Source organism: Mesorhizobium sp. (assembly GCF_004963255.1).
In the GTDB taxonomy this organism is placed as follows: domain Bacteria; phylum Pseudomonadota; class Alphaproteobacteria; order Rhizobiales; family Rhizobiaceae; genus Mesorhizobium.
Genome location: NZ_SUGA01000036.1, coordinates 1 through 24806, shown reverse-complemented (window position 1 = coordinate 24806; position 24806 = coordinate 1). Strand labels below are relative to the sequence as shown.

At 65.6% G+C, this 24806-nt stretch carries 28 protein-coding genes; 18 read left to right on the top strand and 10 right to left on the bottom strand.

Annotated elements, in window-relative coordinates:
- Nucleotide 1 precedes the first annotated feature (1 nt).
- Nucleotides 2–1198, bottom strand: a complete 1197-nt coding sequence (gene lptF / locus E5X34_RS26750) for an LPS export ABC transporter permease LptF (protein ID WP_292571113.1) — start codon at nt 1196–1198, stop codon at nt 2–4.
- A 377-nt stretch (nt 1199–1575) separates the two neighbouring features.
- Between lptF and E5X34_RS26745 the strand changes: the two genes are divergently transcribed.
- Both E5X34_RS26745 and E5X34_RS26740 read left to right on the top strand, forming a co-directional pair.
- Nucleotides 1576–3078 (top strand): leucyl aminopeptidase, encoded by a 1503-nt coding sequence (locus tag E5X34_RS26745; protein ID WP_292571110.1) that lies wholly within the window; start codon nt 1576–1578, stop codon nt 3076–3078.
- Between the two features lie 3 nt (nt 3079–3081).
- Nucleotides 3082–3531 (top strand): DNA polymerase III subunit chi, encoded by a 450-nt coding sequence (locus tag E5X34_RS26740; protein ID WP_292571108.1) that lies wholly within the window; start codon nt 3082–3084, stop codon nt 3529–3531.
- 3 nt (nt 3532–3534) lie between these two features.
- On the opposite strand, the gene E5X34_RS26735 is transcribed toward E5X34_RS26740, so the two are convergent.
- Nucleotides 3535–4101: a T6SS immunity protein Tdi1 domain-containing protein gene (locus E5X34_RS26735; protein WP_292571106.1), complete on the bottom strand. Its 567-nt coding sequence runs from the start codon at nt 4099–4101 to the stop codon at nt 3535–3537.
- Nucleotides 4102–4237: 136 nt separating this feature from the next.
- Here E5X34_RS26735 and E5X34_RS26730 point away from each other — a divergent pair, with 136 nt between their 5' ends.
- From E5X34_RS26730 to E5X34_RS26705, 6 genes are read left to right on the top strand one after another with little or no spacing between them, the layout of a single operon-like run.
- On the top strand, nt 4238–5227 hold the full coding sequence (locus tag E5X34_RS26730) for a 3-oxoacyl-[acyl-carrier-protein] synthase III C-terminal domain-containing protein (RefSeq protein WP_292571104.1): 990 nt from the start codon (nt 4238–4240) through the stop codon (nt 5225–5227).
- A gap of 3 nt (nt 5228–5230) precedes the next feature.
- Complete coding sequence (locus E5X34_RS26725; protein WP_292571102.1) at nt 5231–6214, top strand: NAD(P)-dependent oxidoreductase; 984 nt, start codon at nt 5231–5233, stop codon at nt 6212–6214.
- Entirely contained in the window at nt 6211–7035 is an 825-nt protein-coding gene (locus E5X34_RS26720) for an MBL fold metallo-hydrolase (RefSeq protein WP_292571100.1), read from the top strand. Before E5X34_RS26725 ends, E5X34_RS26720 begins: the two co-directional genes overlap by 4 nt.
- Nucleotides 7032–8288, top strand: a complete 1257-nt coding sequence (locus E5X34_RS26715) for a F390 synthetase-related protein (RefSeq protein WP_292571098.1) — start codon at nt 7032–7034, stop codon at nt 8286–8288. The genes E5X34_RS26720 and E5X34_RS26715 overlap by 4 nt, the downstream gene beginning before the upstream one ends.
- Nucleotides 8285–9427: a GNAT family N-acetyltransferase gene (locus E5X34_RS26710; RefSeq protein ID WP_292571096.1), complete on the top strand. Its 1143-nt coding sequence runs from the start codon at nt 8285–8287 to the stop codon at nt 9425–9427. The genes E5X34_RS26715 and E5X34_RS26710 overlap by 4 nt, the downstream gene beginning before the upstream one ends.
- Nucleotides 9424–10419, top strand: coding sequence for a Rieske 2Fe-2S domain-containing protein (locus E5X34_RS26705; protein WP_292571094.1), 996 nt, complete (start codon nt 9424–9426; stop codon nt 10417–10419). Before E5X34_RS26710 ends, E5X34_RS26705 begins: the two co-directional genes overlap by 4 nt.
- 221 nt (nt 10420–10640) lie before the next feature.
- Here the strand turns inward: E5X34_RS26705 and E5X34_RS26700 are convergent, their stop codons facing one another.
- The 4 genes from E5X34_RS26700 to E5X34_RS26685 form a co-directional block, all read right to left on the bottom strand.
- Nucleotides 10641–11804 carry a hypothetical protein gene (locus E5X34_RS26700; protein WP_292571092.1) on the bottom strand — a complete coding sequence of 388 codons (1164 nt, stop codon included), beginning with the start codon at nt 11802–11804 and terminating at the stop codon, nt 10641–10643.
- Nucleotides 11805–11890: 86 nt separating this feature from the next.
- On the bottom strand, nt 11891–12970 hold the full coding sequence (locus tag E5X34_RS26695; protein WP_292571090.1) for a glycosyltransferase family 2 protein: 1080 nt from the start codon (nt 12968–12970) through the stop codon (nt 11891–11893).
- Between the two features lie 5 nt (nt 12971–12975).
- Nucleotides 12976–13893: a lysylphosphatidylglycerol synthase domain-containing protein gene (locus tag E5X34_RS26690; protein ID WP_292571088.1), complete on the bottom strand. Its 918-nt coding sequence runs from the start codon at nt 13891–13893 to the stop codon at nt 12976–12978.
- Between the two features lie 251 nt (nt 13894–14144).
- On the bottom strand, nt 14145–14618 hold the full coding sequence (locus E5X34_RS26685; protein ID WP_292571086.1) for a carboxymuconolactone decarboxylase family protein: 474 nt from the start codon (nt 14616–14618) through the stop codon (nt 14145–14147).
- Nucleotides 14619–14753: 135 nt separating this feature from the next.
- Between E5X34_RS26685 and E5X34_RS26680 the strand changes: the two genes are divergently transcribed.
- The 3 genes from E5X34_RS26680 (at nt 14754) to E5X34_RS26670 (ending at nt 17003) form a co-directional block, all read left to right on the top strand.
- On the top strand, nt 14754–15368 hold the full coding sequence (locus E5X34_RS26680; RefSeq protein ID WP_292571084.1) for a TetR/AcrR family transcriptional regulator: 615 nt from the start codon (nt 14754–14756) through the stop codon (nt 15366–15368).
- A 98-nt stretch (nt 15369–15466) separates the two neighbouring features.
- Nucleotides 15467–16096 carry a hypothetical protein gene (locus tag E5X34_RS26675; protein ID WP_292571082.1) on the top strand — a complete coding sequence of 210 codons (630 nt, stop codon included), beginning with the start codon at nt 15467–15469 and terminating at the stop codon, nt 16094–16096.
- Nucleotides 16097–16154: 58 nt separating this feature from the next.
- A complete protein-coding gene (locus E5X34_RS26670) occupies nt 16155–17003 on the top strand; it encodes a 23S rRNA (adenine(2030)-N(6))-methyltransferase RlmJ (RefSeq protein ID WP_292571080.1) in 849 nt (282 codons plus the stop codon).
- 15 nt (nt 17004–17018) lie between these two features.
- Here the strand turns inward: E5X34_RS26670 and E5X34_RS26665 are convergent, their stop codons facing one another.
- A complete protein-coding gene (locus E5X34_RS26665) occupies nt 17019–17861 on the bottom strand; it encodes a helix-turn-helix domain-containing protein (RefSeq protein WP_292571078.1) in 843 nt (280 codons plus the stop codon).
- Nucleotides 17862–17956: 95 nt separating this feature from the next.
- On the opposite strand from E5X34_RS26665, the gene E5X34_RS26660 reads away from it, so the two are divergent.
- The 4 genes from E5X34_RS26660 to E5X34_RS26645 all read left to right on the top strand — a co-directional run bounded on the left by E5X34_RS26660 (nt 17957) and on the right by E5X34_RS26645 (nt 19967).
- Nucleotides 17957–18379 (top strand): VOC family protein, encoded by a 423-nt coding sequence (locus tag E5X34_RS26660; protein ID WP_292571076.1) that lies wholly within the window; start codon nt 17957–17959, stop codon nt 18377–18379.
- Between the two features lie 31 nt (nt 18380–18410).
- Nucleotides 18411–18773 carry a DoxX family protein gene (locus E5X34_RS26655; RefSeq protein ID WP_292571074.1) on the top strand — a complete coding sequence of 121 codons (363 nt, stop codon included), beginning with the start codon at nt 18411–18413 and terminating at the stop codon, nt 18771–18773.
- A 110-nt stretch (nt 18774–18883) separates the two neighbouring features.
- Complete coding sequence (locus E5X34_RS26650; RefSeq protein ID WP_292571072.1) at nt 18884–19336, top strand: hypothetical protein; 453 nt, start codon at nt 18884–18886, stop codon at nt 19334–19336.
- A gap of 16 nt (nt 19337–19352) precedes the next feature.
- Nucleotides 19353–19967, top strand: a complete 615-nt coding sequence (locus E5X34_RS26645; RefSeq protein ID WP_292571070.1) for a LysE family translocator — start codon at nt 19353–19355, stop codon at nt 19965–19967.
- A gap of 57 nt (nt 19968–20024) precedes the next feature.
- Here the strand turns inward: E5X34_RS26645 and E5X34_RS26640 are convergent, their stop codons facing one another.
- From E5X34_RS26640 to E5X34_RS26630, 3 genes are all read right to left on the bottom strand, one after another.
- Nucleotides 20025–21284, bottom strand: a complete 1260-nt coding sequence (locus tag E5X34_RS26640) for an RNA polymerase sigma factor (RefSeq protein ID WP_292571068.1) — start codon at nt 21282–21284, stop codon at nt 20025–20027.
- Nucleotides 21281–21685, bottom strand: coding sequence for a YciI family protein (locus E5X34_RS26635; RefSeq protein ID WP_126061798.1), 405 nt, complete (start codon nt 21683–21685; stop codon nt 21281–21283). The genes E5X34_RS26640 and E5X34_RS26635 overlap by 4 nt, the downstream gene beginning before the upstream one ends.
- A 179-nt stretch (nt 21686–21864) precedes the next feature.
- Nucleotides 21865–22455: a TetR/AcrR family transcriptional regulator gene (locus E5X34_RS26630; protein ID WP_292571187.1), complete on the bottom strand. Its 591-nt coding sequence runs from the start codon at nt 22453–22455 to the stop codon at nt 21865–21867.
- A gap of 104 nt (nt 22456–22559) precedes the next feature.
- On the opposite strand from E5X34_RS26630, the gene E5X34_RS26625 reads away from it, so the two are divergent.
- The 3 genes from E5X34_RS26625 to E5X34_RS26615 all read left to right on the top strand — a co-directional run bounded on the left by E5X34_RS26625 (nt 22560) and on the right by E5X34_RS26615 (nt 24741).
- Nucleotides 22560–23105, top strand: a complete 546-nt coding sequence (locus E5X34_RS26625; RefSeq protein ID WP_292571066.1) for a DinB family protein — start codon at nt 22560–22562, stop codon at nt 23103–23105.
- Between the two features lie 383 nt (nt 23106–23488).
- Entirely contained in the window at nt 23489–23875 is a 387-nt protein-coding gene (locus tag E5X34_RS26620; protein ID WP_292571064.1) for a hypothetical protein, read from the top strand.
- A 269-nt stretch (nt 23876–24144) separates the two neighbouring features.
- Nucleotides 24145–24741, top strand: coding sequence for a glutathione S-transferase family protein (locus E5X34_RS26615; RefSeq protein ID WP_292571062.1), 597 nt, complete (start codon nt 24145–24147; stop codon nt 24739–24741).
- Nucleotides 24742–24806: the final 65 nt, after the last annotated feature.

Sequence of the window (24806 nt, the reverse complement as noted above, 5' to 3'; positions counted from 1 at the left end):
GTCAGGCTCCCTGGCCGGAAGTGCGCCGCGTGAGCCACAGCTTGAATGCCGTCCAGTTGTCGCTGGCGCGCTTGGCGAGGTTGGTCAGCCAGTCCGCCCAGCTGACCGGCAATTCCATGGTGCGGGACGAGACGATGAACCAGATCGAAACCGCGGACGCAATCAGCGGTATGCCGTAGAGCAGGTAGATGTAGTACGAGACCCGGTCGGCCTTGCCGGCGGCGAAGAAGCCCAGCCATCGCACGAAAAGCGCTATCGCGATCGCCGTGATCAACGGATTGATGCGTGCTTCGCGATGCGAGCGCGCATCGCCCGCGACGGCCAGCGCGATCAGCGCGAACACCAGCGAATAGGACCACTCGGCAAAGCGCTGGTTGAGCTCCGCGCGGTAGCTGCCCGGTTCGCGCTGGAACATCTTGTCGTTGGGATCGGGGTTGAGCAGATACGCCGTCGTGCGGTCCTTGGGCAAAAGCGTGATGTCGTTCGCCGCCGACAGGAAGGCGGACATGTCGAAGGCGTAAGAGGTGAAGCGGATGACCGAGAGGTCGCCGGTGACCGATTTGCGGTTGATGACGCCGTCATTCATCATCAACACCTTCTCGTCGCCTTTTTCGACGATGCTGCCGGTCTTGGCGTAGTAGGTGAGGCTGGCGCCTTCCTCGCGTGAATCGGCGACGAAGATGCCGCCCAGCCGGTTGCCGGGAAGCCGCTCGCCGACCTGCAGGTAGAGGCCCTCGTCGATCTTGCGGAACGTGCCTTCCTGGATGATCAGCGACACGAGGTCGGCGCGCGAAGCCGCCACCAGCTGGCGGTTCTTCTGCCTGGCATAGGGGTCGATGGCGTTGTCGACGATGAAGGAAAAGGCGCAAGCTGCGATTGCGAGGAGCAGGATCGGCCGCGCGATGGTCCAGCGCGAGGCGCCCGCGGCGCTGAGCACGGCGAGCTCCGAATCGGTATTCATGGCGCTCAGCGTCTGCGCCACCGCCACCACCAGGGCGAACGGCACCACGATCGGGATGATCGAGGGAATGATCAGCGCCGCGACCTCGAAGAAGGTCAGCGCCGACTGGCCGTTGTCGGTGACGAGGTCGATCTTGGCCAGCACCTGCGTCGTCCACACGATCGCCAGCGTCCAGACCAGCGCGGCGAGGAACATCGTCAGCGCGCGGCGCATGATGTAGCGTTCAACGACCTTCATGAAGGCTTTTCTCGATTTTGCCGAACGGCATCATGCCCGCCGACAAGGTAGTGATCCGGCGTCGCCCGCACAACTGCGTCATAGGCGGCTCGCTCCGGTTTGTCGCCCCACGCCACATGCCCCGGCGCGGCGGAGTCTCCGCGCCAATGAATAAGAAATGCAAAACATCGATGGTTAACAGCAGGTTGCGGCAGCAAGCTAAGGTCGTGCCGAGGCGAATCCTTTGTCTATGGTGGCGCTGATATAGGCAGCGATTTCGGCCAAAGTCTTGCCAAATGGCTGAAAACGACCAAATGTCGCGCACGCTTGCCAAACCCCTAGCTCGCTGAAAATTACCTTTGCCGGCACCTTACGGCCATCCCCGAAAGCAGGACCTGATGACGTTGAGACCATCCATTTCTTTCGCCAAATTCGCCGTGCCGAAAAAGGGCAGCGTCTTCGTGTTCGCTGCCGACGGCGGGGGGCTCGGCGAGGTGGCGAAGGCCTGCGATCCCGCCGGTGCGCTGGCTCGCGCGTTTCCGGTCGCCGATTTTTCCGGCAAGTTCGCGAGTTCCGCCGAGGTGCTGGCGCCGGAAGGAACGTCCGTCGACCGGCTGGTGGCGATCGGCGCCGGCAAGGTGTCGGCCCTCGACGACAATTCCTGGCTGAAGCTCGGCGGCACTGTCGCCGCTTCGCTGCGCAAGGCGACCGAGGTGGCCGTCATCCTCGATTTGCCGGACTTGCAGGCCGATGGCCGCCAGGCGGCGAGCCTTGCCGCCGGCATCCTGCTGCGCAGCTACGCCTTCGACAAGTACAAGACCAGGAAGGACAAGGACGACGGCCAATCCGACGCGAAGCCGGCGAAGCCCGCCAAGGTCACGATCCACTGCGCCGATCCGGCTGCCGCGAAGAAGGCCTTTGCCGGCGAGGAAGCGGTGGTCGAGGGCGTGCTGCTGGCGCGCGACCTCGTCAACGAGCCGGCGAATGTGCTTGGGCCCGTCGACTTCGCCGAACGCGTCAAGGCGCTGGAGACGCTCGGCGTCGAGGTCGAGATCCTCACCGAAAAAGAGATGAAGAAGCTCGGCATGGGTTCGCTGCTCGGTGTCGCCCAAGGCTCGCCACGCGGCGCCCGCCTGGTGGTGATGCGCTGGAACGGCGGCAAGGCCAAGGACGCGCCGCTTGCCTTCATCGGCAAGGGCGTCACCTTCGATACCGGCGGCAATTCGATGAAGCCGGCCTCCGGCATGGAGGACATGAAGGGTGACATGGGCGGGGCGGCCGCCGTCACCGGGCTGATCCATGCGCTCGCCGCGCGCAAGGCCAAGGCCAATGTGGTTGGCGTCATCGGCCTTGTCGAGAACGCCGTCGACGGCCACGCGCAGCGCCCCGGCGACATCGTCACCTCGATGTCGGGCCAGACGATCGAGGTGCTCAACACCGACGCCGAAGGCCGCCTCGTGCTGGCCGACGCGCTCTGGTACACCAACGACCGCTTCAAGCCGAAATTCATGATCAATCTGGCGACGCTGACCGGCGCCATCATGGTCGCGCTCGGGCAGCATTATGCCGGCCTGTTCTCCAACAACGACGAGTTGGCGGGCAGGCTCTTCGGCGCCGGCCAAGCCAGCCAGGAGCGGCTCTGGCGCATGCCGCTCGGCCCCGAATACGACAAGCTGATCGATTCCAAGAATGCTGACATGAAGAACATCGGCGGCCGTTATGGCGGCGCCATCATCGCGGCGCAATTCCTGCAGCGCTTCGTCAGGGAAACGCCCTGGGCGCATCTCGACATCGCCGGCACCGCGATGGGCGCGCCGTCGAGCGAGATCAACCAGTCCTGGGGTTCGGGCTTCGGCGTCAGACTGCTCGATAGGCTGGTGCGCGATCACTACGAAGGGTAGGGGATGGCCGACATCCTGTTCTACCATTTGACCGAATCGACGCTCGAGGAGGCGCTGCCCGGCCTGCTCGAGCGCAGCGTCGAGCGCGGCTGGCGCGCGGTGGTGCAGACCGGCACGGAAGAGCGGCGCGACGCGCTCGACCAGCATCTGTGGACTTTTCGCGACGATTCCTTCCTGGCGCATGCCACCGACCGCGAGGCCTATCCGGCCGAGCAGCCGATCCTGCTCACCACAAGCGAGGGCAACCAGAATGCCGCGCAGATCCGCTTCCTGGTCGACGGCGCAAACCCGCCCGAGCTGTCGGGCTACGAGCGCGCCGTCTTCCTGTTCGACGGCCATGACGCGGCACAGCTCGAAGCCGCGCGCGGCCATTGGAAGACGATGAAGGAAGCCGGTCACGCCGTGACCTACTGGCAGCAGACGCCGGACCGGCGATGGGAGCGCAAGGCGTGAACGTCAGCGATCGCCGATCGTCACTTTGTTGATCTTCGTACCGTGCGGGAGGTCTTTTACTTGCCGGTGAATCTGGCCGGCTATGTGCACTTTGACCACGAAGAAAGTCTTGTTGATTTGCTCAGCGGACATTTCGCCACCGAGTACGGGTGGCGTTTCGAAATCGTAACATTCGCCGTCCGCCAAGACCAATCCCTTCTTTCGTGCCGCCGCCGCTAAGCCAGCCAGCAACAGTTCGTCGCGACGATCAGGATCGGCGAGCTGGGCTATAACCGCCGGCCACGTTTCTGACACTTGGGTCAATCGGCCTCCGATCATGTCCAGCAATTTGACGGAACCATCGGGAGCCCGGAAGAAAATGTCGCCGAATGCAGAGACTGCGGCGGGCTCCAGGCCATCAAGCCCAATCCACTTCCAGCCGTCCAGCGCCTCCCAGACATCCTTCTTGGATGGCTTGATAAACAGATACTGGAGACCGTCCGGCCACGGGCTTCCGGCAGCGTCTGCATTTGGCTTCGAAACAGAATTCCCGAAGACAGAAGAAATAAAGCGAGAAAAAGAATTAGCCATATCTCACCCCCTGTAGGATCGCATTCTTATCGCAGAATTATTTGCGATCAAACGTCGTCACCAGTCGCCGGTGATGGCCGTCGCCCCACGCCAGTTTTTGCGCTAGATAGAGCCGAACTCATGCGGCGAGGGGGGAATGCGGATCAAGGTCGTCGGAACCGGCAGGGCGGTACCGGCTGAGCGGGTGACGACGCGCGCGCTGGAAGAGCGGCTCGGCCTCGGCAAGGGCACGCTCGAAACCGCAACCGGTGTCGTCGAGCGCTATGTCTGCGAAACCGAATCGCAGATCGACCTCGCCTGCATGGCCGCGGGCCTTGCACTTGCCGATGCCGGCCTCGATCCCAGCGCCGTCGATCTGATCGTCGGCGGCTGCGGCGTGCCCTACCAGCCGCTGCCGGCGACCGCGCCGCTGGTCATGCAGCGCCTCGGGCTGGCGGACGGCTCGGCCGCCGCCTTCGACGTCAACAGCACCTGCCTTGGCTTCCTAACCGCTTTCGAAACCGCGGGCCGCATGATCGAGGCCGGGCAATGCGAGACGGCCCTGGTCTTTTCATCCGAAGTCGCCTCGCGCGCGCTGCCGTGGCAGGACGCGCCGGAGATCGCCGCGCTCTTCGGCGACGGCGCTGCGGCGGCTGTGCTGCGCAAGGCCAGGCCTGGCGAGGGCAAGGTGGCGGCGAGCCTGATGCGCACCTATCCTTCCGGCTGGGAAGCCTGCGGCATCGGTTCGGGCGGCACGCGCTTCGATTTCCGCAAGGAACCGGAAGCGTTCGCCGCGCACAGCTTGTTCCACATGGACGGCAAGGAACTGTTCCGGCTCACCGCGCGCCACTTCAACGGCTTCGTCGACACTCTGCTCGAGCGCGCCGGCTGGCAGCGGGAGGATGTCGATCTCGTCGTGCCGCATCAGGCGAGCCCCTTCGCGCTTGCGCATATGGCGCGCCAGACCGGCTTTGCGCCGCAAAAGCTGGTCGACATCTCTGCCCGCTTCGGCAACCAGATCGCCGCGTCCATGCCCTTCGCGCTCGACGTCGCGCGCCGCGAGAGCCGCGTGGCGTCCGGCATGAAGCTGCTCTTCCTCGGTACGTCCGCCGGCGTCTCCTTCGGCGGCATGGCGCTGGAGGTCTGAGCGATGGCCGTCCTCGTCACCGGCGCAAGCGGGTTCTTGGGCTCCCATGTGCTCGAGCGGTTGGCCGCTTCCGGCACGCTGGCGCTCGGGCTCGGCCGCGATGAAGCGCGCTGCGCGGCGCTCGAAGCGGCCGGCCATCGCATCATCCGTCACGATTTGGCGCAGCCGCTCGATGCCGCCCTCGACCCCAGGCTGGGCAGGGTCGAGCGGATCATCCACTGCGCGGCGCTTTCGTCGCCCTTCGGACGCCTCGCGGATTTCGAGGCGGCCAATGTCACGGCAACGCGCAACCTTGTCGATTTCGCCATGCGGCAGGGCGTCAGCCGTTTCGTCCACATCTCCAGCCCGTCCGTCTGCTTCGCCTTCCGCGACCAGCTTGGCCTTGCCGAGGACGCGGCCCTGCCGGAGCCGGTCAATCACTATGCCCGCACCAAGCGCGAGGCCGAAAGGATCGTGCTCGGCCAGCCCGATGTTCATCCTGTGGTGCTGCGGCCGCGCGGCATCTACGGCAAGGGCGATCGGGCGTTGCTGCCGCGCCTGATCAAGGCGGCGAAAAGACGGCCGCTGCCGCTGTTTCGCGACGGCCGTGCGGCCATCGACCTCACTTTTGTCGACGATGTCGTCGATGCGGTGATGGCGGCGCTCGCCGCACCTGGCGAAGCCGAGGGTCGGATCTTCAACATCTCCGGCGGCGAGATGCTGCCGGTCCGCCGCATCGCCGACGCGGCCTGTATCCGCGCCGGCTTGCACGCGCGCTGGCGGCCGATGCCGCTCGCGCCGGCGATGCTGGCGGCGGGCTTGATGGAAGCGGTGGCGCTGCGGTTGCCCGGCCGGCCCGAGCCGCCAGTCACCCGCTATGGGCTCGGTCTCTTCGCCTATGCGCAGAGCCTGGATATTTCCAATGCGAAACGCGTTCTCGGCTGGGCGCCGAAGATCTCGTTCGAGCAAGGGCTCGACCGCACCTTTGCTGGCGGGGCCAGGCCATGAAGGTCGTCTTCGCCAACAGCGCCTGGGTCAACGCCGCCGAGCGGCTGATCCTGCGCGGCGGCACCTGGCAAAGCGTCAGGCTGCGTGTCCGCTACGGGCTGTTCTTTCACCCCGCCGCCGGACCGGTGCTGGTCGACACCGGCTACACGCCGGAAGCGCTGAGCGGCGAGCGGCGCGGCCGCATGCTTCGGCTCTACGGCGCGCTGCTGAAACCTCAGCTCAATGCCGACGAGCAGGTTCTGTCGGTGCTGCGCCGTTTCGGCCTGTCGCCTGACAATATCCGCACAGTCATCGTCACGCATTTTCACGCCGACCACATTTCCGGCCTGTCGCTGTTCCGCAACGCGCGTTTCATCGCCAGCGACACCGCCTGGGCGCGGGTCAAGGCGCGCACGCCGCGCCAGAATTTGCGCCATGGCGTCTTCACCGAATTGTTTCCCGCCGACTTCGAGTCGCGGCTCGACGGACTATCCGGCAAGCCGCGCACCGAGCCTCTCGGCGACATGCCGGGCGGCACGGATCTCTTCGGCGACGGCAGCGTCACCGCGGTCGATCTTCCAGGCCACGCCGATGGCCAGTTCGGCCTGTTGTTCAATGGCCTCGACCGCCCGCTGCTCTACGCCGTCGACGTGCAATGGCTGCTTGCCGCGTTGATCGAGAACCGCACGCCCGGTTTCCCGGCCACCCTGATCGCCGAGGACGCGGCCGCGATCGAGCCGACCAGCGCCATGCTGCGCCGCTTCCTCAGCACGGGCGGCGAGGTGATGCTCTGCCATGATCCCGCGCCGACGCCTTATGACCTCGCGCTGGAGGTTTCATGAACGGGCTGGCGGAAGCGGCAGCGTCTTTCGCCCTGACGCGCTGGGTGTCGCGGAAGAGCCGTGCGGATTTCGATCGCTGGCAGGCGGGCGCCTTGCGGCACTTCCTCGACAGTGACCTGCCGCGCGCGCCCTTTTACGGCAAGGCGCCGGCGAATCTTGCCGATCTGCCGGTCACCGACAAGGCGCTGGTGATGGCGCGCTTCAAGGATTTCAACATCCATGGCCTCACCGCCGCGCAAGCCTGGGCGGCCCTGGCGCGTGACGGCCGCGCCGGCGCGCTCACCGTCGGCGCCAGCACAGGGACCTCCGGCAATCGCGGCCTGTTCGTGATCTCGGAAGCCGAAAAATATCGCTGGCTGGGAACGATCCTCGCCAAGGCGGCGCCTGATCTTGTCTGGCGCGGCATGCGTGTCGCCGTCATCCTGCCGCAGAACACCGGGCTTTACGACAGCGCCCGCACATCGCACCTGATCAAGCTTGCCTTCTTCGACCTAACGAAAGGGCCGGAAAGCTGGCGCGGCGCGCTCGAAGCCTTTGACCCGACGGTCGTCATCGCGCCGCCCAAGATCCTGCGCCATTTCGCAAACGAGGGATTTCGGCTGCGTCCGAAGCGCGTCTTCTCGGCAGCGGAAACGCTCGATCCGGTCGACCGTCCGGTTATCGAGAATTTCTTCCGACTGCCGCTCGACCAGATCTACATGGCGACCGAAGGCCTGTTCGCCGTGACCTGCAGGCAGGGCGGACTGCATCTGGCGGAAGACTCCGTCTTCTTCGAATTCGAGCCGGCGGGCGAGGGGCTGGTGACGCCGCTGGTGACGGCCTTTCGCCGACGGACACAGATAATGGCCCGTTACAGGATGAACGACGTGTTGCGCTTGTCCAAAGAACCTTGCCGCTGCGGTTCGCCGTTGCGCTGCGTCGACGAGATCGTCGGCCGCATGGACGATGCTTTCCGATTCACGTCGCCGGACGGCCCGATCCTGGTCACGCCCGATGTGCTGCGCAACGCCGTGCTCAAAGCCGATCGCCGCATCGACGATTTCCGCCTCTTCCAGACCGGGCCGGAGAGCATCGAGCTCAGGCTTCCGCCGACGCTCCCGGACGATGCGGCGGTGGCCGCGCATCAGGCGGTTCGCGCGCTCGTGGAAATACGAAAGGCGGCCGCCACCATAACGCTGGTCCGCGCGTCGCTGCCGTTAGAAACAGGCCGCAAGCTGCGCCGCGTCGAATGCCGCCTGGAGCTGGCGCGATGACAGGCGCGGCGACGATGGCAAGGTGCGTGCAGGCCGACCGCGTCGAGAACAAGCCGGCGAAGGTCGCGGCTTTCGTAAGCCTCTTCAACGAAGTGCCGGTGCGCGATCTCATCGCCAACCTCAAGACGAAGGTGGAGACCTTCGAAATTGCCGGCCGCGTTTTTCCGCTGACGCTGAACGATGCCGATGATGCGCCCAACTGCTATATCTGCTGCCCGACCAGCGCCTATATCGACTACGCGATCGACGAGACGCGCAACTTCGCCGCCCATCCGCTGCTGCGGCGCGTGTTGAACGCCCTGATCAGGGCCTGCGCGCCTTTGGTCAGAGCAAGCGGCCTCGACCATCAGGCGCAGGTCAACAACTGGCTCTATTCGACCAATCCGGTGCCGCTGCTCGACCGGCCGACAGTCGCGTCGCTGCGCTCGGCCTTGACCGCGCGTTTCCCCGATCGCGCCATCGTCATCCGTTCGTTGAACGATATCGCCGATCCGGCGACGATTGCCGTCTTGAAGGCCGAGGGGTTCCGCATGCTGGCGGCGCGCCAGATCTACATCTTCGCCGACCGCAGCGCCGCGCCCGCCATGACGCGCGACATGAAGCGCGATCGCGCCCGCCTGCGCGCGACACCGTTCGAGCGGGTCGGAAACGGCGATTTCAGCGAGGCTGACTATGCCCGCGCCGAGCAACTCTACGATATGCTCTACCTCGACAAATACACGCCGCTCAATCCGCACTACACGGCCCGTTATATCGCCGGGATGCACCGGCGCGGCATCATCAGCCTGGCGGGATTGCGCCGGCCCGGCGGCGAGCTGGTCGCCGTCACCGGCTTGTTCGAAAACGGCCGCACGTTGACCCAGCCGATCGTCGGCTACGACACCAGCCTGCCGGCGGCCGACGGGCTCTACCGCATGATGATGGCGGTGGCGCAGGACCACGCCACGTCGCGCGGCCTGTTCTTCAACATGAGCGCGGGCGCCGCCGGTTTCAAACGCCGGCGCGGCGCGGTCGCGGCGATCGAATACAACGCCGTCTATGCCGGGCATCTCCCGCTTCGCCGGCGCGTGGTGATCCGTGTCATGGAAACGGTGCTGGCGCGGGTCGGCATTCCCCTGCTCAGGAGGTTCGAACTGTGAGCGAGCGCCGCGCGGAAGCTCATTGGCAGGCGGTGGCGCTGTCCGCGGATATCGGCAAGCGGCCGAAGCGTGTCCTTTTCGACGGCGAGCCCCTGGTGCTGTTCCGCTCGACGCAAGGTGTCGCCGCGTTGTTCGACCGCTGCCCGCACCGGCTGGTCGAGCTGTCGACCGGCAAGGTGGTCGGCGGCGAGATTGAATGCCCCTATCACGGCTGGCGTTATGACGGCGAGGGACGCTGCACGGCGATCCCCGGCCATGTCGGCGCCATGCCGCATTACCGCGTCCGCCGCTATGCCGCGATCGAGCGCGACGGGGTGGTCTTCATCTCGTCCGGCACGCCGCGGGGCGAGCCCTACCTGCACTGCATGCAGGGCAAGGATATCATCGTGCGGCGCGTGCGCTCGTCGACGCAGTCGACGGTCATCGATGCGGCGGAAAACATCCTCGACGCCACCCATACCCATTTCACCCATAAGGGCCTGCTGCGCGGCCTCACCTCGAAACGCCGTCTGGTGCGGGTCGAGGTGACGGGCGGCGAGGGCTGGGTCGAGGCGAGCTACACCGGCGAGGACCGCCAGCAGGGCCTGATCAGCCGGCTGCTGGAAGGCGAGCGTGCCAGGACTATCGGCCGCTTTCGCCATCCCGGCATCGCCGAGCTCGAATATTGGGGCAAGGACGGGCTGGTTCTGGCCACCACCTTCCATCTGCGCCAGGCCGACGAGCGCACCGTCGAGGGCGTCGGCTGGCTGATCGGCCGGCGCCAGGGCTTGCTCGGCGAGCTGAAGGCGCTGGCCTTCAAGCCGCTCTTCACCATCGCGCTGCACCAGGACCGCCGGGTGTTGAAATCGGCAAGCGACAGTGCCCGTTTCGCGCCACTGGCTCTGCCGGTCATCGGCCCGCTCGATTTCCTGCGCCGCGACATAGCGGCGATCATGGAGGGCAGGATGCCGGGAGCAGCGAGCGAGGCCAGGGTGCACGAGATCGAATTGTGATTGTTTGCTGCTGAAGAAGGATAGGCCGCGTTCCTTCGCGCCCCCCTCTGTCCTACCGGCCATCTCCCCCACGAGGGGGGAGATTGGCTGTCGCACCGGCTTTCGCCAATCGCCGACATTGCAAGATGAGCTAGGCGCCGAAACTGCTGATCTCCCCCCTTGTGGGGGAGATGTCCGGTAGGACAAAGGGGGGCGCTGTCCCGCCGACTTCTACAGTCTGCCTAGCCCGAACCCGGCCCGTTCCACTCGATATCCCGCGTCGACGCCGCCTGCAGGCTGATCCGCTCACGCCACGCCATCCCGGCGATCTCCGCCAGCGCCGTCCATTGCGCCCTGACCGGGGCTGAATCGCCGGGCCAGTCTAGCAACTCCTCGCTCCCGCGCATCGCCTCGCGAAAGCGAGCGAGCGCTCGCGCACGCAGCGCCGCCGGCAGCCCATAGATCCACATCGCGAGCCGCACTGTTTGCGGCGCAGTGACGTCCGGCCTGACTTCCGGACCGCCGCCAAGCACAGCAGCGGCAAACCGCGCCGGATCGCGGAAGAAATGCAGGCCGCTGACCGCCCGCGGATTGCATTCCAGCGGCAGCACGCGGCCATTGGGCTCACGCATCAGGTCGAAGGAGATCTGCCCGGTCCATGCGGTTCCGGCGACGATGCGCTCGACCAGTTCGCGCACCGCATCGTCCTCGACCCGCTCGAAGAAGATGCCGGCGCCCTTGCCGGCGCGATAGGGAGAACGGTAGAGCGCCAGCGCCTTGAGCCGTCCCTCGCGCGCCACCGCATAGGCGCTGATCTCCTCGCCCTCGACGAAACGCTGCGCCACCCAGGGCATGGCGGGCGAGGGCGCGATCGCATCGAGGAAATCCGGTGTCGGCCGCAGCAGGACATGGCTGGCGAAGCGCGACCAGACCGGCTTGAACACCAGGTCGCGCGAGTGGCCGCGCACCGACTGCAGATCGTCGCGGGAATTGAGAAGCGTCGTCTCCGGCACCGCCAAGCCGAGCTGTTCGGCAAGCCGGATGAAGCTGTGCTTGTTGTGGACCTGCGCCAGCAATCCGATGTCGGGGGCGAACAATTTTCCCGGCATGGTCCTGCCGCGCCAGGCCAGCGCAAGGTGAAAGACTTCCTCGCAGGTCGGGATGACCAGTTCGACGCCTTCAGCCCTTATCAGCGCTTCCACCGCATTCGCATAGGCCTGCGGTTCGAAGCGCGGCGGCGGCAGGCGGTGGTGGCGCGCGCAGGCCTTGCTCGCCGCCGCGATCGGCCGCGCCGGCGTGTCGGCCAGGATCACCCTGCGACCGGCGCCGTGGACAAGGCGCGCCAGATGCAGCGCCACCGGCGCGCGTGCGCCGGTTATCAGGATGGTTCCGTCAGCCCCCGGCATCGCTCATTCGCGGTCGTTCCTTGGGAGGACCGTTGCGCGAAATCAATGCGATTGGCAATGCCGCCACTGCCGGCCAGCCAGCCCGGTCACTTCCGACGCGTCTTCGGTATTTCAACTGCCGCCGCCTTGCTCGGCCAGTGCCAGCCGTCACCCTCGCCATGCGCGGGCTGCGGCCGCGCCACATAGGCGAGCGCGCCGTTGGCCTCCAGATAGACGCGTGACAGCATCTCGGCGAGCACGCCCGAGGTTACAGCCTGCAACCCGGCGATCACCAGGAAGAAGCCGGTGATCAGCATCGGCCTGGTGCCAATGTCCTGCCCCCAGAAAACCTTGATCGCGAAGAGATAGGCCAGGATCAGCGAGCCGAGCACGCCGAGCACGATGCCGATGCCGCCGAAGAAATGGCCGGGACGCGTGCGATAGCGCAGGAAGAAGAACATGAAGACGAGGTCCAGCACCACACGGAAGGTACGCGAGATGCCGTATTTCGACTGGCCGTGGATGCGGGCGTGATGGGTCACCACTTCCTCGGCTATGCGCCGCGGCGTCGTCACCGTCGCGAGCCACGCCGGGATGAAGCGGTGCATCTCGCCATAGAGCCGCACGCTGCGGATGACGCTGCCGCGGAACACTTTCAGGCTGCAGCCATAGTCCTTGAGCTTAACGCCGGTGACCCGCGCGATCAACCTGTTGGCGATGCGGGACGGCAGGCGGCGCAACCAGAACCCTTCCTTGCGGTCCTTGCGCCAGCCGGCGACGAGGTCGAGATCCTCGGTCAGCAGGCGATAGACCATGCGCGGAATGTCGAAGGGGTCGTTCTGCAGGTCGCCGTCGAGCGTCGCGATGACATCGCCGCGCGCGGCGTCGAGGCCGGCCTGCATGGCGGCGGTCTGCTTGTAGTTGCGCACCAGCTCCACGCCATGCACATGCGGTCCGTATTGCGCCGCCAGCCGGCGGATCTCGGCGGGGGTGGCGTCGGTGCTGCCGTCGTCGACCAGCACCACCTCCCATGGCTGGCTGTAGTTCTCCATCGCCTGATGGATGCGCACAAGCAGCGGCTCGACATTGTCGGCCTCGTTATACATCGGGATGACGATGGAGAGCTTGTGCTCGGGCATGACGGCGCCCTCGGGCAATCCCGATGCGGGGATGGGAAGCACGTTCATGGCGGTCATTTCCTTGCCGGTCCCGCCGCCGGGTTTTCCGGCAGCGTCGATTTCGAGGGGAACAGCCAGGCGATCGCACCGGTTGCGACCGCCGAGCACAGGATGAAGAGATGCAGCGCGAGCGCCGCCTGCAAGCCGTCCTTCATGGCAACGCCGGAATAGAGCAGCGCCGCGGCGGCGCCCGCCTCATAGGTGCCGAAGCCGGCGACGCCCTGCACCGGCAGGATGGCGGCTGCTTCCGCGCCGACGGCGCCGGGAAAGGCGGTCTGGAACGAGGTGTTGAGCAGCATGGCGAGCAGCCAGCCCTGCACGCCGAGCTTCAGCGCCCAGTTGGCGATCGTCCACCACCAGCCATAGCGCGAGCGCCCCGTCGCCTCGGTGAAGATGTCTCGCAATTTGCCGAGCTTGGAGACGATCCTGCCGCCGGCTGTCCAGTTGTGCGGCGCGCGGGCCCAGCGCGGCAGGTACCAGGCGGCGGCGATCAGCGCCGCAATGCCGGCGGCCCGCAGCGCCAGATGGAGGCCCGGCCATACGAGGCAGGCCAGCACGCCGACGACGAAAGCGTCCTGCAGCCTGAACCAGAGAAGAGAGGCGCTGGCGCGCACGATCGACACGCCGAACACCTGACGCAACAGGATCGGGAAGGCCGTCTCGCCGCCGCGGAAGGGAACGACATTGATCATGGCATTGTGGATCAGGATGATGCGCAGCGCGGCGCCGAAGCGGCCGTTCACATCGTCGCGGAACTCGTCGCAGACGCGCAGCGCCCTGAGCACATAGGTGACGAACAGCGCTGCCGCGACCGCCAGGAAGGCGGCGGGAGTAATCGAGGCAAATGCATCGCCAACCATCTTCCAGCGCTGGTCGCTGGCAAGCCATGCCAGCAGCGCCAGGGTGACGACTATCGATATCGCTCGCTTCAACAAGGTCTCCAATGGGCCGCCAGTTCGGGACGGGCGCTATTCGAGGGCCTGCGGAGAGGCAACTCTCCAATGTCTGCCCGGCCGGCGCCGGTCCGATATCGGATTTGTGCCGGCTTTTAACAAGGCGCTGTTCCTATAGAGCAGCGGCGGCGGCGAATCCATAAGCTTGGTTGGAGCCCAGATCGACAGCGAAAGGCGGGCGAGGTTCGCGCCCGCCCGCTTTGCCAGACAAGTTGTGTCGAGATAAGGCTTTACTCTCCGCCCATCTCTTTCTTGAACTGGTCGAAATCGACCTGCATGCCGTTGAAGATGGTGCTCCAGTGACGCGTCAGCGCCGCCATGGCGACGGCTTCCTGGATCTCCTGGTCGGTGGCGCCGGCGTGCCTGGCGTTTTCGGTGTCCGACCAGATGCAGTAGCTGCAGGGAATCTGCGCCGCGACCGCCAGCGAGATCAGCGACTTCTCCTTCGGCGTCAGCGCCGTCTTGTCGCTGAGCTCGATGGCCTTGACCTCGGCCCAGGCGCCAGGCAGACCGGCTTTCGGGAATTGTTTGACGAAGCTCGGCACGCCGCCCATCGTCGACTGGATGTCCTTGAGGGTGGCGTCGTAATCATCGGCCCGGGCAGGCGCGGAAGCGAACGCCACGGCAAACATGCCGGCGGCGGCGATGAGCGAGGCGGAACGAAGGCAGAAATGCACAGCTGAGACGATGCGAATGACTGACATGATGTTCTCCTCTGGTTTTTGTTAGCCTTACGATGTAAGGTATGCGAACGATGAACCTTACAGTGTAAGTTGTCAAGCGCCGCCATGGATGCATCGAGCAAAAAAAAGCGCCCCCGCGGAAAGCTCTCCCGCGAGATGATCGAGGATGCTGCCTTCGAGGTGATCGAGCGGGAAGGGCTGTCCGGCTTTTCGATGCGCAAGCTCGCCGCCAGGCTCGGCTGCGAGGCGATGAGCATCTATCACCACTTTCCCTCGCAGGCGCATCTCTACGAGGCGCTGGTCGACCGCCAGATGAGCGGGCTCGTCATCCCTGGCGGCGATCTGCCCTGGCGCGAACGGGCCCGCATCGGCATGCAGGAATTCCGCCGTGTCGCCACCGAGCACCCGGCCTTCGCGCCCTTCATCGTCGTCTACCGCATGAACTCGCCGCCCTGCCTTGCGAAGCTCAACGCCATTATCGGCCTGTTCGAGGACGGCGGTTTCGGCCCCGAGCTCAGCGCCCGCCTGTTCCGCGCCGCCGGCTACTATCTGATGGGCGCGATCCTCGACGAGACGGCCGGCTACGCCAAGGGACCTTCGGCCGTCACCACGGTCAGCGACGAGGAACTGGCGCGCGACTATCCGAGCGTTGTGAAGGCCGGGGCCTATTTCGGCAGCGCCGGCTTCGACAAGACATTCGAGCTTGGCCTGGAAATGTTTCTGGACGAGATGGAGCGGGTTCGCGAAGCTGCCCGAAACGAAAACCGCTAGAGCAATTCCAGGAAAAGTGTGGGCGGTTTTCCGTCCGGAATTGCGTCAAAAAAGTAGGGCGGACAGCCGCCAGCCGTACGAAACAGCCAAGGGTCTGAATGCGCTTCCTCTCTGTCCTTCTCCTCGTCGCCGGCGCCGCCATCGGCATCTTCTATCCCTGGGCGATGAGCAACTTTTCCGGCCACGCCATCGGCACTTACCGGGTCTATGAGGGCGGCCGCTTCCGGCCGGTCACTGTGCAGCTCGCCGCAAGCGACGCGCCGGTGCGGGTGCTGGTCGACTTGACCGCGCGGGCCGAGCAGGTCGCGGGCCAGCAGCGCACCGTGCTGACGCTGACCGCGGCGAGCGGCGGCCGCACCGCGCTGGCCTCGGCGCTCTCTTTCAATGACACCGACAATCCGCGCCAGGCCAGCCCGCAACTGACCGACAAGATCTTTCGCGACGAGGCCGGCGTCATCGACAGGGTCACGCCTGGCCCTTACGTCTTCACCGTCGGCCCCGGCGATGCCGACGGCATCGACATGCGCGCGGTCGATCTCGTCCTGCGCGCCGGCACCGGCTCGATCGACGAACGCGCTGAGCCGGCCGGCTACACGCTGATGGGCGTCGGCCTTGCCGGGCTGGTGCTGTCGCTCGTCTTCGGCCGCCGCGACGGAGGCCACCCGCAGAATCCCAATTCGCAGCCGCCACCGCCGCGCTGGGGCCGCAACGGTTCGCCACGAGCATGATGCCGAAAAGTGTGAAGCGGTTTTCGGACGACATCATGCTTACTAAAGTGAGGCCGGCATGAATTATCGCCACGCCTACCACGCCGGCAATTTCGCCGATGTCGTCAAGCATGCCGTGCTCGCGCGCCTCGTCGAATATCTCAAGCAGAAGGACAAGGCTTTTCGGGTCATCGACACCCATGCCGGCATCGGCCGCTATGATCTTGCCTCGGTCGAAGCCGGCAAGACCGGTGAGTGGCAGGGCGGCATCGGCCGGCTCACCGAGGCGACGCTCGAGCCGCAGGCGGCGGCGCTGCTTCAGCCCTATCTGGAAGCGGTGCGCGCGCAAAATCCCGACGGCGGCCTCAAGCATTATCCCGGCTCGCCGCTGATCGTTCGCCATCTCCTGCGCAGCCAGGACCGGCTGACGGCGGTCGAGCTGCACCCCCAGGATGCCGCTCGGCTCAAATCGGTTTTCGCCGGCGATTTCCAGGCAAGAGTGATCGAGCTCGACGGCTGGCTGGCGCTCGGCGCGCAACTGCCGCCGAAGGAAAAGCGCGGCTTGGTGCTCATCGATCCGCCCTTCGAGGAGGAAGGTGAGTTTTCTCGCCTCGTCGAAGGCCTGCGCAAGGCGCACCGGCGCTGGCCGGGTGGCATCTACGCGCTCTGGTATCCGATCAAGGACCGCAGGGCGGTGACGGCCTTCCGCGCGGCGCTGAAGGAGACAGGCATTCCAAAGCTGCTCGACATCGCCTTCGAGATACGGCCCGCCTCGGACGAGCCCAGCCTCGACGGCAGCGGGCTGGTGGTGGTCAATCCGCCCTATACGCTGGAAGGCGAATTGAAGGTCCTGTTGCCCGCCCTCCATAAGGTGCTCGCCGTCCGGCAGCCATCGCGCTGGACCTCTGATTGGCTGGCGGGCGAGTAGGGCGCCTGCGTTCGCTCAAGCCAGCGCCGAGGGCGTCACGCCCGTCAGCCGCCGGCTTTCGCGGATCAGATGCGCCTGGTCGGCATAGCCGGCCTCGATGGCAAGCAGCGCGGTCGAGGCTTCGCCCTGCTGCCGCTGCATGCGCCGGAACCGGTGGAAGCGCAGGATGCGGTCGAGTGTCTTCGGGCCATAGCCGAAGGCGTCCTCGAAACGCCGGCGCAGCGTCCGCTCGCTCATATGCAGCTGGCGTTGCAGGAACGGAACCAGCGGCGTTTCCGCCGGCAAGCCTTCGCATATGACGTCGAAGGCCCGGGCCATCTGCGGGTCGAGCGCAGCGCGTCCTTGCGTGTGCGCGCCGATCGTCTCCTCCAGGCGCCGAATCAGATCGGGGAGGTTGGGCGCCGCTCCGATACGGTCCGAAAGCTCGCGGCTGCGCGTGCCCCACAATTCGCCGAGATCAAGCCGCCCGCCGACGATTTCGCCGGCCGGCACGCCGAGCCAGCCCGCCGCCGCGCCTGGCCGGAAGCGGAAGCCCACGATCACCGCCCCGGCGGCAGGCTGCTCGATCTGCGGCTCCTTGTCCGGGCCGGCGATACGGAAGCGGCCATCGATCCATTGCAGGTCGATCGTCGCGTCCGGCGTGATGACGATAGGCGGAACGGCCCTCTCGTCCATGCGATGGACCCAGACAGCGGAGAAGGCATCGGCCAGCCCGCCGGCGGCGGGCCGCTCCCGAAAGAAGCCGGTGGTCTGTGCCAGGACCGGTTCCATCTCCTCTCCGATCTGCTCCAGCGAGGTTGCCGGATCGGTGTGACGGTCATTTTGGCCGAAATATTCAATGCCGGCCGCGTCATCCATGGCAAAACGGACGGAACTTCACGGCGCTTCACGCGCTCGCATCGGACCGCATCCGTTTGCGACTGTGGTCACAAATATAGAAAGGAGTGAGAGAAATGAAAGCTCGCATCACCGTATTGACGCTCGGCGTCGATGATCTGGAAGCCTCCCTCAAATTCTATCGCGACGGCCTCGGTCTGCCGACCGAGGGCATCATCGGCCGCGAATTCGAGCATGGCGCCGTCGCCTTCTTCGATCTCGCCGGCGGCCTGAAATTCGCCATCTACGAGCGCGCCAGCATCGCCTGGGATGCCACGGTGCCGCAAAGCGGCCGCAGCCCGACCGAATTGACCATCGGCCACAATGTCGGCAGCGAGGCCGAGGTCGACGCGGTGATGGCCGAGGCCGTCAAGGCCGGCGCGCGCGTGATCAAGCCGGCGCAGAAAACCTTCTGGGGCGGCTATGCCGGCTATTTCCAGGATCCCGACGATCATCTGTGGGAGGTCGTCTACAACCCGACCTTCATCCCCGAGGACTGAACGGAGCCACGCACGTCGAGAGGAGGCCGCCATGCCTGTTCAAATGATCCAAGCTGTCGGCGCTCTCCTCATCGGCGGCGTGTTCGTCTTCGCCGGTATCGAGCATTTCCTCAAATTCGGGGCGATGCGCGACTATCTGGCCGCGCAGAGATTTCCGGCCCCCACCTTGATGCTGGCCGCCGGTTCGGCGGTCGAGGTCATCGCGGGCTCGCTGCTCGCCGTTGGCATGACCAAGCCATTAGCCGCGGGCGCACTGATCCTCTTCACACTAGCGACGAACCTCATGCTGCTGCGTTTCTGGGCGAGCGCGGAGCCGGAGCGCCAGGTGCTGCGCAACGCCTTCCTGATCAACATTGCCGTCATCGGCGGGCTGCTGCTTGCCGGCACTTACTGATCGAAGGGCAAATCCGCAACGAAGTTTTACGGAAACCATTGTTTTCGCGACCGCTTGACCGCCGCCAAGCGAATCCGCACAGTGCGTGCAACCGACCTTGAGAGGCTGTCATGACTCGCTTCGCCCATTCCGCTCTTGCCGCGCTGGTAGCGCTGTTCACTCCCTTCGCCGCTCCGCTGGGCTTTACCCAGGCGGCGCAGGCCGCCGACCTTTCCGTCTACAGCGGCGACGATGGCAGCGTCTGCGGCGAAAGCTGGGTGCTGAACAAGATCACCGACCGCTTCTCCTATCAGGTGCATCACGTGCCGCATCTGCCGGACGTCGCGATCACCGATTTCCGCGACATCCGCCAGCATCGCTACGAGCCGGCGAGCGAGGAATGGCCGATCGGCCGCCACTATTGCCGCGCCACCGTCAACCTGTCCGACGGCCGCGACCGCTCGATCTTCTATCTGATCGAGGAAGGCCAGGGCTTTGCCTCGATCGGCGACAATGTCGAGTTCTGCGTCTCGGGCTTCGACCGCTGGCTGGTCTATAACGGCCGCTGCCGCGTGCTGCGCTGAGGCGGCGCTGACGGGCATGGATATCACGACGCTGCTTGCCTTCGCGGCGGCCTTCTTCGTGTTCGCCGCCAGTCCGGGTCCCGACAACATGACGATCGTCGCCCGCACGATCTCCAGCGGCGCCGCGTCGGGCATCGCCTATGGGGCCGGGACGGTGGTCGGTATCCTCATCTTTCTGGTGCTCGCCACCTTCGGGCTGTCGATCCTCGCCGCCAAGATGGCGGTCGTCATGACCGTGCTTCGCTATGGCGGCGCGGCCTATCTGATCTGGATGGGCGTCAGGCTGTGGACCGCCATTCCCGTGGTCCCGGCATCGCAGCCGGTATCGAACCGGCGCGGCTTGCTGGCGACCTTCGCCGCCGGCATCGCGCTCAACCTCGGCAATCCGAAGATGCCGCTGTTCTATGTCGCGCTGCTGCCCAACGTGGTCGGCGCGTCGCTCAACACAGGCGATCTTGGCGTGTTGGCGACGGTGATCCTGATCGTCGAGGTCGTGGTCATCGGCGGACATGTCCTGCTCGCCGGCCGAGCCCGCGGCCTCTTGCGCACACCAGCGATCGTGCGCCGCGTCAACCGCGCCGCCGGTGGCGTGATGATCGGCGCCGGCGTGGCCGTGGTCGCCACGCGCTGAGCGACGCCGGTTCAATGGCAGGCGATAGACAGCTGAGGTAGGCGCTGTCCCGCCGGCCTATCTTGAGTTGGCTTCTCCACCACCAGCCCGCGCAAGCAACAGCGCCCGTTCCCGCTCATTGCCGGCCAACCCGGCTGCGCGGCGGAATTCGGCGCGGGCTTCGTCCATCCGTCCGAGCTTCGCCAGAAGATCGCCGCGCACCGTGGGCAACAAATGCGTATCCTTGAGCCGCGGTTCGTCCCGCAGCGCGTCGACGATGACCAACCCTTGCGCCGGTCCGAACGCCATGCCGGCAGCGACCGCCCGGTTGACCTCGACGATGGGCGAGGGCGCTGCAAGCGCAAGCGCCTGGTAGTATGCCGCGATGGCGATCCAGTCGGTGTCGGCCGCGCTCACGGCGCGCGCATGGCAGGCGGCGATCATCGCTTGCAGCTGATAGGGGCCAGGTGTCGGCGTCAGCGCCATCGCGCGGTTTAACCCATCGAGGCCGCGCCGGATCAGCGACCAGTCCCAGCGGCTGCGGTCCTGGTCGAGCAGAAGGACCGGGTTGCCCACTGCGTCGATGCGGGCGCCAAAGCGCGACACGCTGAGCTCCATCAGGGCCACCAGGCCGAGCGTCTCGGGCTCCTGCGGCACCAGGGCCGCCAGCTGACGGCCGAGGCGCATTGCCTCGCCACAGAGATCCGTGCGCAGCCAGTCCGGTCCGGCGGAAGCGACGTAGCCTTCGTTGAAGATCAGGTAGATCACCTCCAGCACGGCGCCGAGGCGCTCGCGCCGCTCCTGCCCGCGCGGCATCTCGAAGGCGATGCCGGCTTCGCGCAGCGTTCTTTTGGCGCGCACGATACGCTGGGCGACGGTCGCCTCCAGCACCAGGAAGGCGCGTGCGATCTGAGGCGTCGACAGGCCGCCGAGCATCCTGAGCGCAAGCGCCGCGCGCTGTTCGGCCGGCAGCACCGGATGGCAGGCGGTGAAGATCAGCCGCAACAGATCGTCGTCTATGTCCTCGTCCAGCGCCGCCTCGATGTCGGGCATCTCACGCTCCAGCTCGGCGAGGTCGATGGCCAGCTGGCGATGCTTGCCGTCGATCAGCACGGTTCGGCGCAGCCGGTCGAGCGCCCGGTTGGTGGCGACCCGGGTCAGCCAGGCGGCCGGATTGTGTGGAATGCCTTCCCCGGGCCAGCGTTCCAGAGCAGCCAAGAAAGCATCCTGCACCACCTCCTCGGCCAGCCCGACATCGCGCAGGCTGCGGGTGAGCCTGGCGGCGAGTTTTGGCTGCTCGATCCGCCAGACCGCTTCGATCGCCGCCGTGGCGGTCAACCCTTAAGCTCGTCGAACCCGTCAACGACCTTCTGGACGTCCTCTGGAAAATCGGTCATCTCGAAAACGCGCCGGACCTCGATGACGTCGTTCTCGCCGGCGGGGCAGCGGCGCGCCCATTCCACGGCTTCCTCGGGCGAGCGCACGTCGATGACCCAATAGCCGCCAAGCACTTCCTTGACCTCGGCGAACGGACCGTCGGTAACGGTGGGCTTGCCCCCCTTGAAGGAGACCCGTGCGCCCGAGGACGGTGGATGCAACCCGTCGAGCGCCAGCAGCACCCCGGCGCGCTTCAGCTCTTCATTGTATTTCATCATCGTCGCCACGGCTTCGGCTTCGGGCCTGACGTCGGGAGCCGCGGTCGCGTAGCCGCCAGGGATCATCAGCATCATGAAACGCATCGGTGTGTCGTCCTTCGTTGTTTGGTTGCGATGATACGACGAACGGGGATCGGCGGAATCGACAGACGATGCGAAATATTTTGCGATGCCGGCGACCGGGCGAAGTGGCGTGGCGGTATGCGAGCCACCGCAGGCCTCTTCCGCTGGCGCCGTCCCAGGCTGCCTTGCCGCCCGACAGGTCAGGTAGCCCGGCTACCTGACAGATAGGCCGAGATCAGCTCGACGAGTTGCTTCTGCAGTTCCGGCGCTTCGAGCATGTTGCGCCGTGCCGCATTGTGGATCACGCCCTCGATCGCCGAGGAGAGCACGCGCGCCATCGTCTCGGTGTCCTTGCGGCGCTTGCGGTACTGCGCGACGGCCGCGGCGTAATGTTCAAGATAGCGCGCCTGGAACAGGGCATGCGCGGCGCGCGAGCCGCGGTCGCCCGGCGCCTCGTCGAGCAGCACCTGGTGCAGCGTCGGATGGATCGAATGTGCGCCGATCATGCCGCGCACCAGCTCGCGCGCGAATTGCCTGAGCGGCTTCTCCTCCGCCGCCGCTTCGCGAATCACCGACAGCACATGATCGAAGTGACGGCGCCGGATCGCTTCGACCAAAGCGAGCTTGTCGGGAAAATACTGATAGAGCGAGCCGATGCTGACGCCCGCGGCCTCGGCCACCTTGTTGGTGGAGAAGCCGGCCCAGCCGAGCTCGCTCAGAACGTGAGCACCGGCTTCGATGATCGCCTCGACAGTGGCGATCGAACGCGCCTGGCGCGGCTGCTTGCGCATGCGCGCGGCCGGCTTTGCAATGCGAGTCGACATGCTGGCCCGTCTCCCGAGAATATGAAGAGGATACTCACATTCATTTCACCAACGCAAATGGGGCCGCGAAGATGAGTGCCAAGACCTTGCTGAAGAGCCTGCTTGCCTATCAGGCCTGGGCGAATGATGAGCTCTTGGAGACGCTTGTCGGCTTGGATCCGTCCCGCGGCGCGGCAGAGCGACACGCCGCGATCCGCCTGATGAACCACATCCATGTCGTTTCGCGGATCTTTGCCGCGCATCTGAGGGGCGTGGCTCCCGGCTATGCGGGCGACAATACGCCGGACACACCCGAGCCGCGTGCGTTGCGCGCCGCCCTGGTCGAGGTCGATCGCTGGTATCGACCATCTCGAAACCATTTCGGAGCAGGCACTTGCCGAGCCGATCGCTTCACCTTCACCGATGGCGACAAGGGCTGCATGACGAGGCAGGAGATGCTGACCCATGTCGTCCTGCACGGCGGCTATCATCGCGGCGAGGTCGGCCGCATGCTGGCCGGGATCGCTGTCTCGCCACCCTGGGATACCTACGCCGTGCACCTGCACCGGGTCGAACCGGCGCGCTGCCTGCAGGGCGAATGCAAGTCGATCGGGATGGCGGGTGGACCCAGAATATGAGCTTGAAGCTCGCTTTCAAACGCGTAAGCTTTGACCGCCCCGCATGGCCGGTTCATCTGTAGATGTTTTCGCTGGACAAGATGAAGCCGGTGTTCGGCAGCGTGTTCTCTATTGTGAGCACTCTGCTCACATTACGATATAAGCTTATGCCGCGAATGGATGGATCATCGGGCGATAGAAGGCGGGCTAAAATCTGTGCGCCGGGCCGTCACTTCGAAAGTGACAGATTCGCTCACAATTTTTCCATGAGATGCATCTTCGTGTAACCAAAATTCAATAACTGAAAATCATTGTGTTGCTTCGCTGGCTAGACAGTCGCGAGTCAGATATGCATGAGCATGCCGGGTCACTCACGACCTTAGGCAAAACGCAAGGGGCATCGCATGGCAAAGACCACAACCAAGGCGCCGGCGGCGAAAGCGCCGGCAAAGAAGCCGGCAGCTAAGGCTGCCGCGAAACCTGCAGCAGTGAAGAAGGCAGCGGCACCGAAGGCCGCCGCCAAGGCTCCGGCCAAGGCAGCAGCGAAGCCGGCCGCGAAGGCCGCGGCGAAGCCCGCTGCCAAGGCAGCAGCAAAGCCGGCCGCGAAGCCGGCCGCGAAGGCAGCGGCAAAGCCCGCCGCGAAGGCAGCAGCCAAGCCCGCCGCCAAGAAGCCGGCAGCGAAGGCCGCGGCCAAGCCCGCCGCCAAGGCTCCGATGAAGGCCGCCGCCGCCAAGGCTCCGGCAGCCGTGAAGAAGGCAGCTCCGGCGAAGAAGCCGGCCGCCAAGAAGTAATCGCGTAGCTTCGCTTGGCGAACCGCAACGGGTGAGGGCGGGTGCCACCTGGGCACCGCTCTCGCCAATTCGGTGTGACAGCGAGCGGAGTCGGAGCGGACGCTCCTCCTAAAGCTCTCGGAAATTTGCCACCAGGCAAACCTTCCGGGAGCTTTTTTGTTGCCGCGTCCGCGCCGGCAGGACGTGGCCAATCCGGATCAGCTTTGTTGGGCCGTTGCCCAGGAGGTCCCATTCGGTCAACAGTGCGGCAGACAACTGGGAAATCGATCATGCCGAAACTGCTCTATGCTTCCACGTCCCCCTACAGCTCGAAGGTCCGCATGGCGGCCGTCTACGCCGGCATCGTCATCGATCTCGTGCCGGTCAAGACGGAGGATAAGCCCTCCGAACTGATCTCGGCCAATCCGCTCGGCAAGATCCCGGTGCTGGTGCTGGAGGATGGCCGCTCGATCCATGACAGCCGCGCCATTACCCAGCATCTCAACCGGCTCTCGAAGAACGCGCTGTTCCCGCGCAATCCCGACAAGCGGCTCGAGGCGGAAGTTCTCGAGGCGCTGGCCGACGGCATTTGCGACTGCGCGCTGTCGATGGTCTATGAGCGGCGCACGCGGCCCGAGGCGATGGTCTATCAGCCCTGGCTCGACCGCCAGTGGGGCAAGATCACCACCGCGCTCGACCTCATCAACGCCAACCCGCCGAAACTGCCGAAGAAGATCACCGCCGGCCACATGGCACTGCGCGCCACACTTGGCTATCTGTCGCTGCGGTTCGTCGGGCAATGGGAGAAGGGCCGCAGCCGTCTCGTGCGCTGGGCCGCAAGGTTTGACGAGAAGTTTCCGGAACTGAAAGCAAGCGTGCCGGGGTAGATACAGCTAATCTCCCCCACAAGGAGGGTTTTGCACGGGAGCCGATATTTAGCGCACGAGGCAGA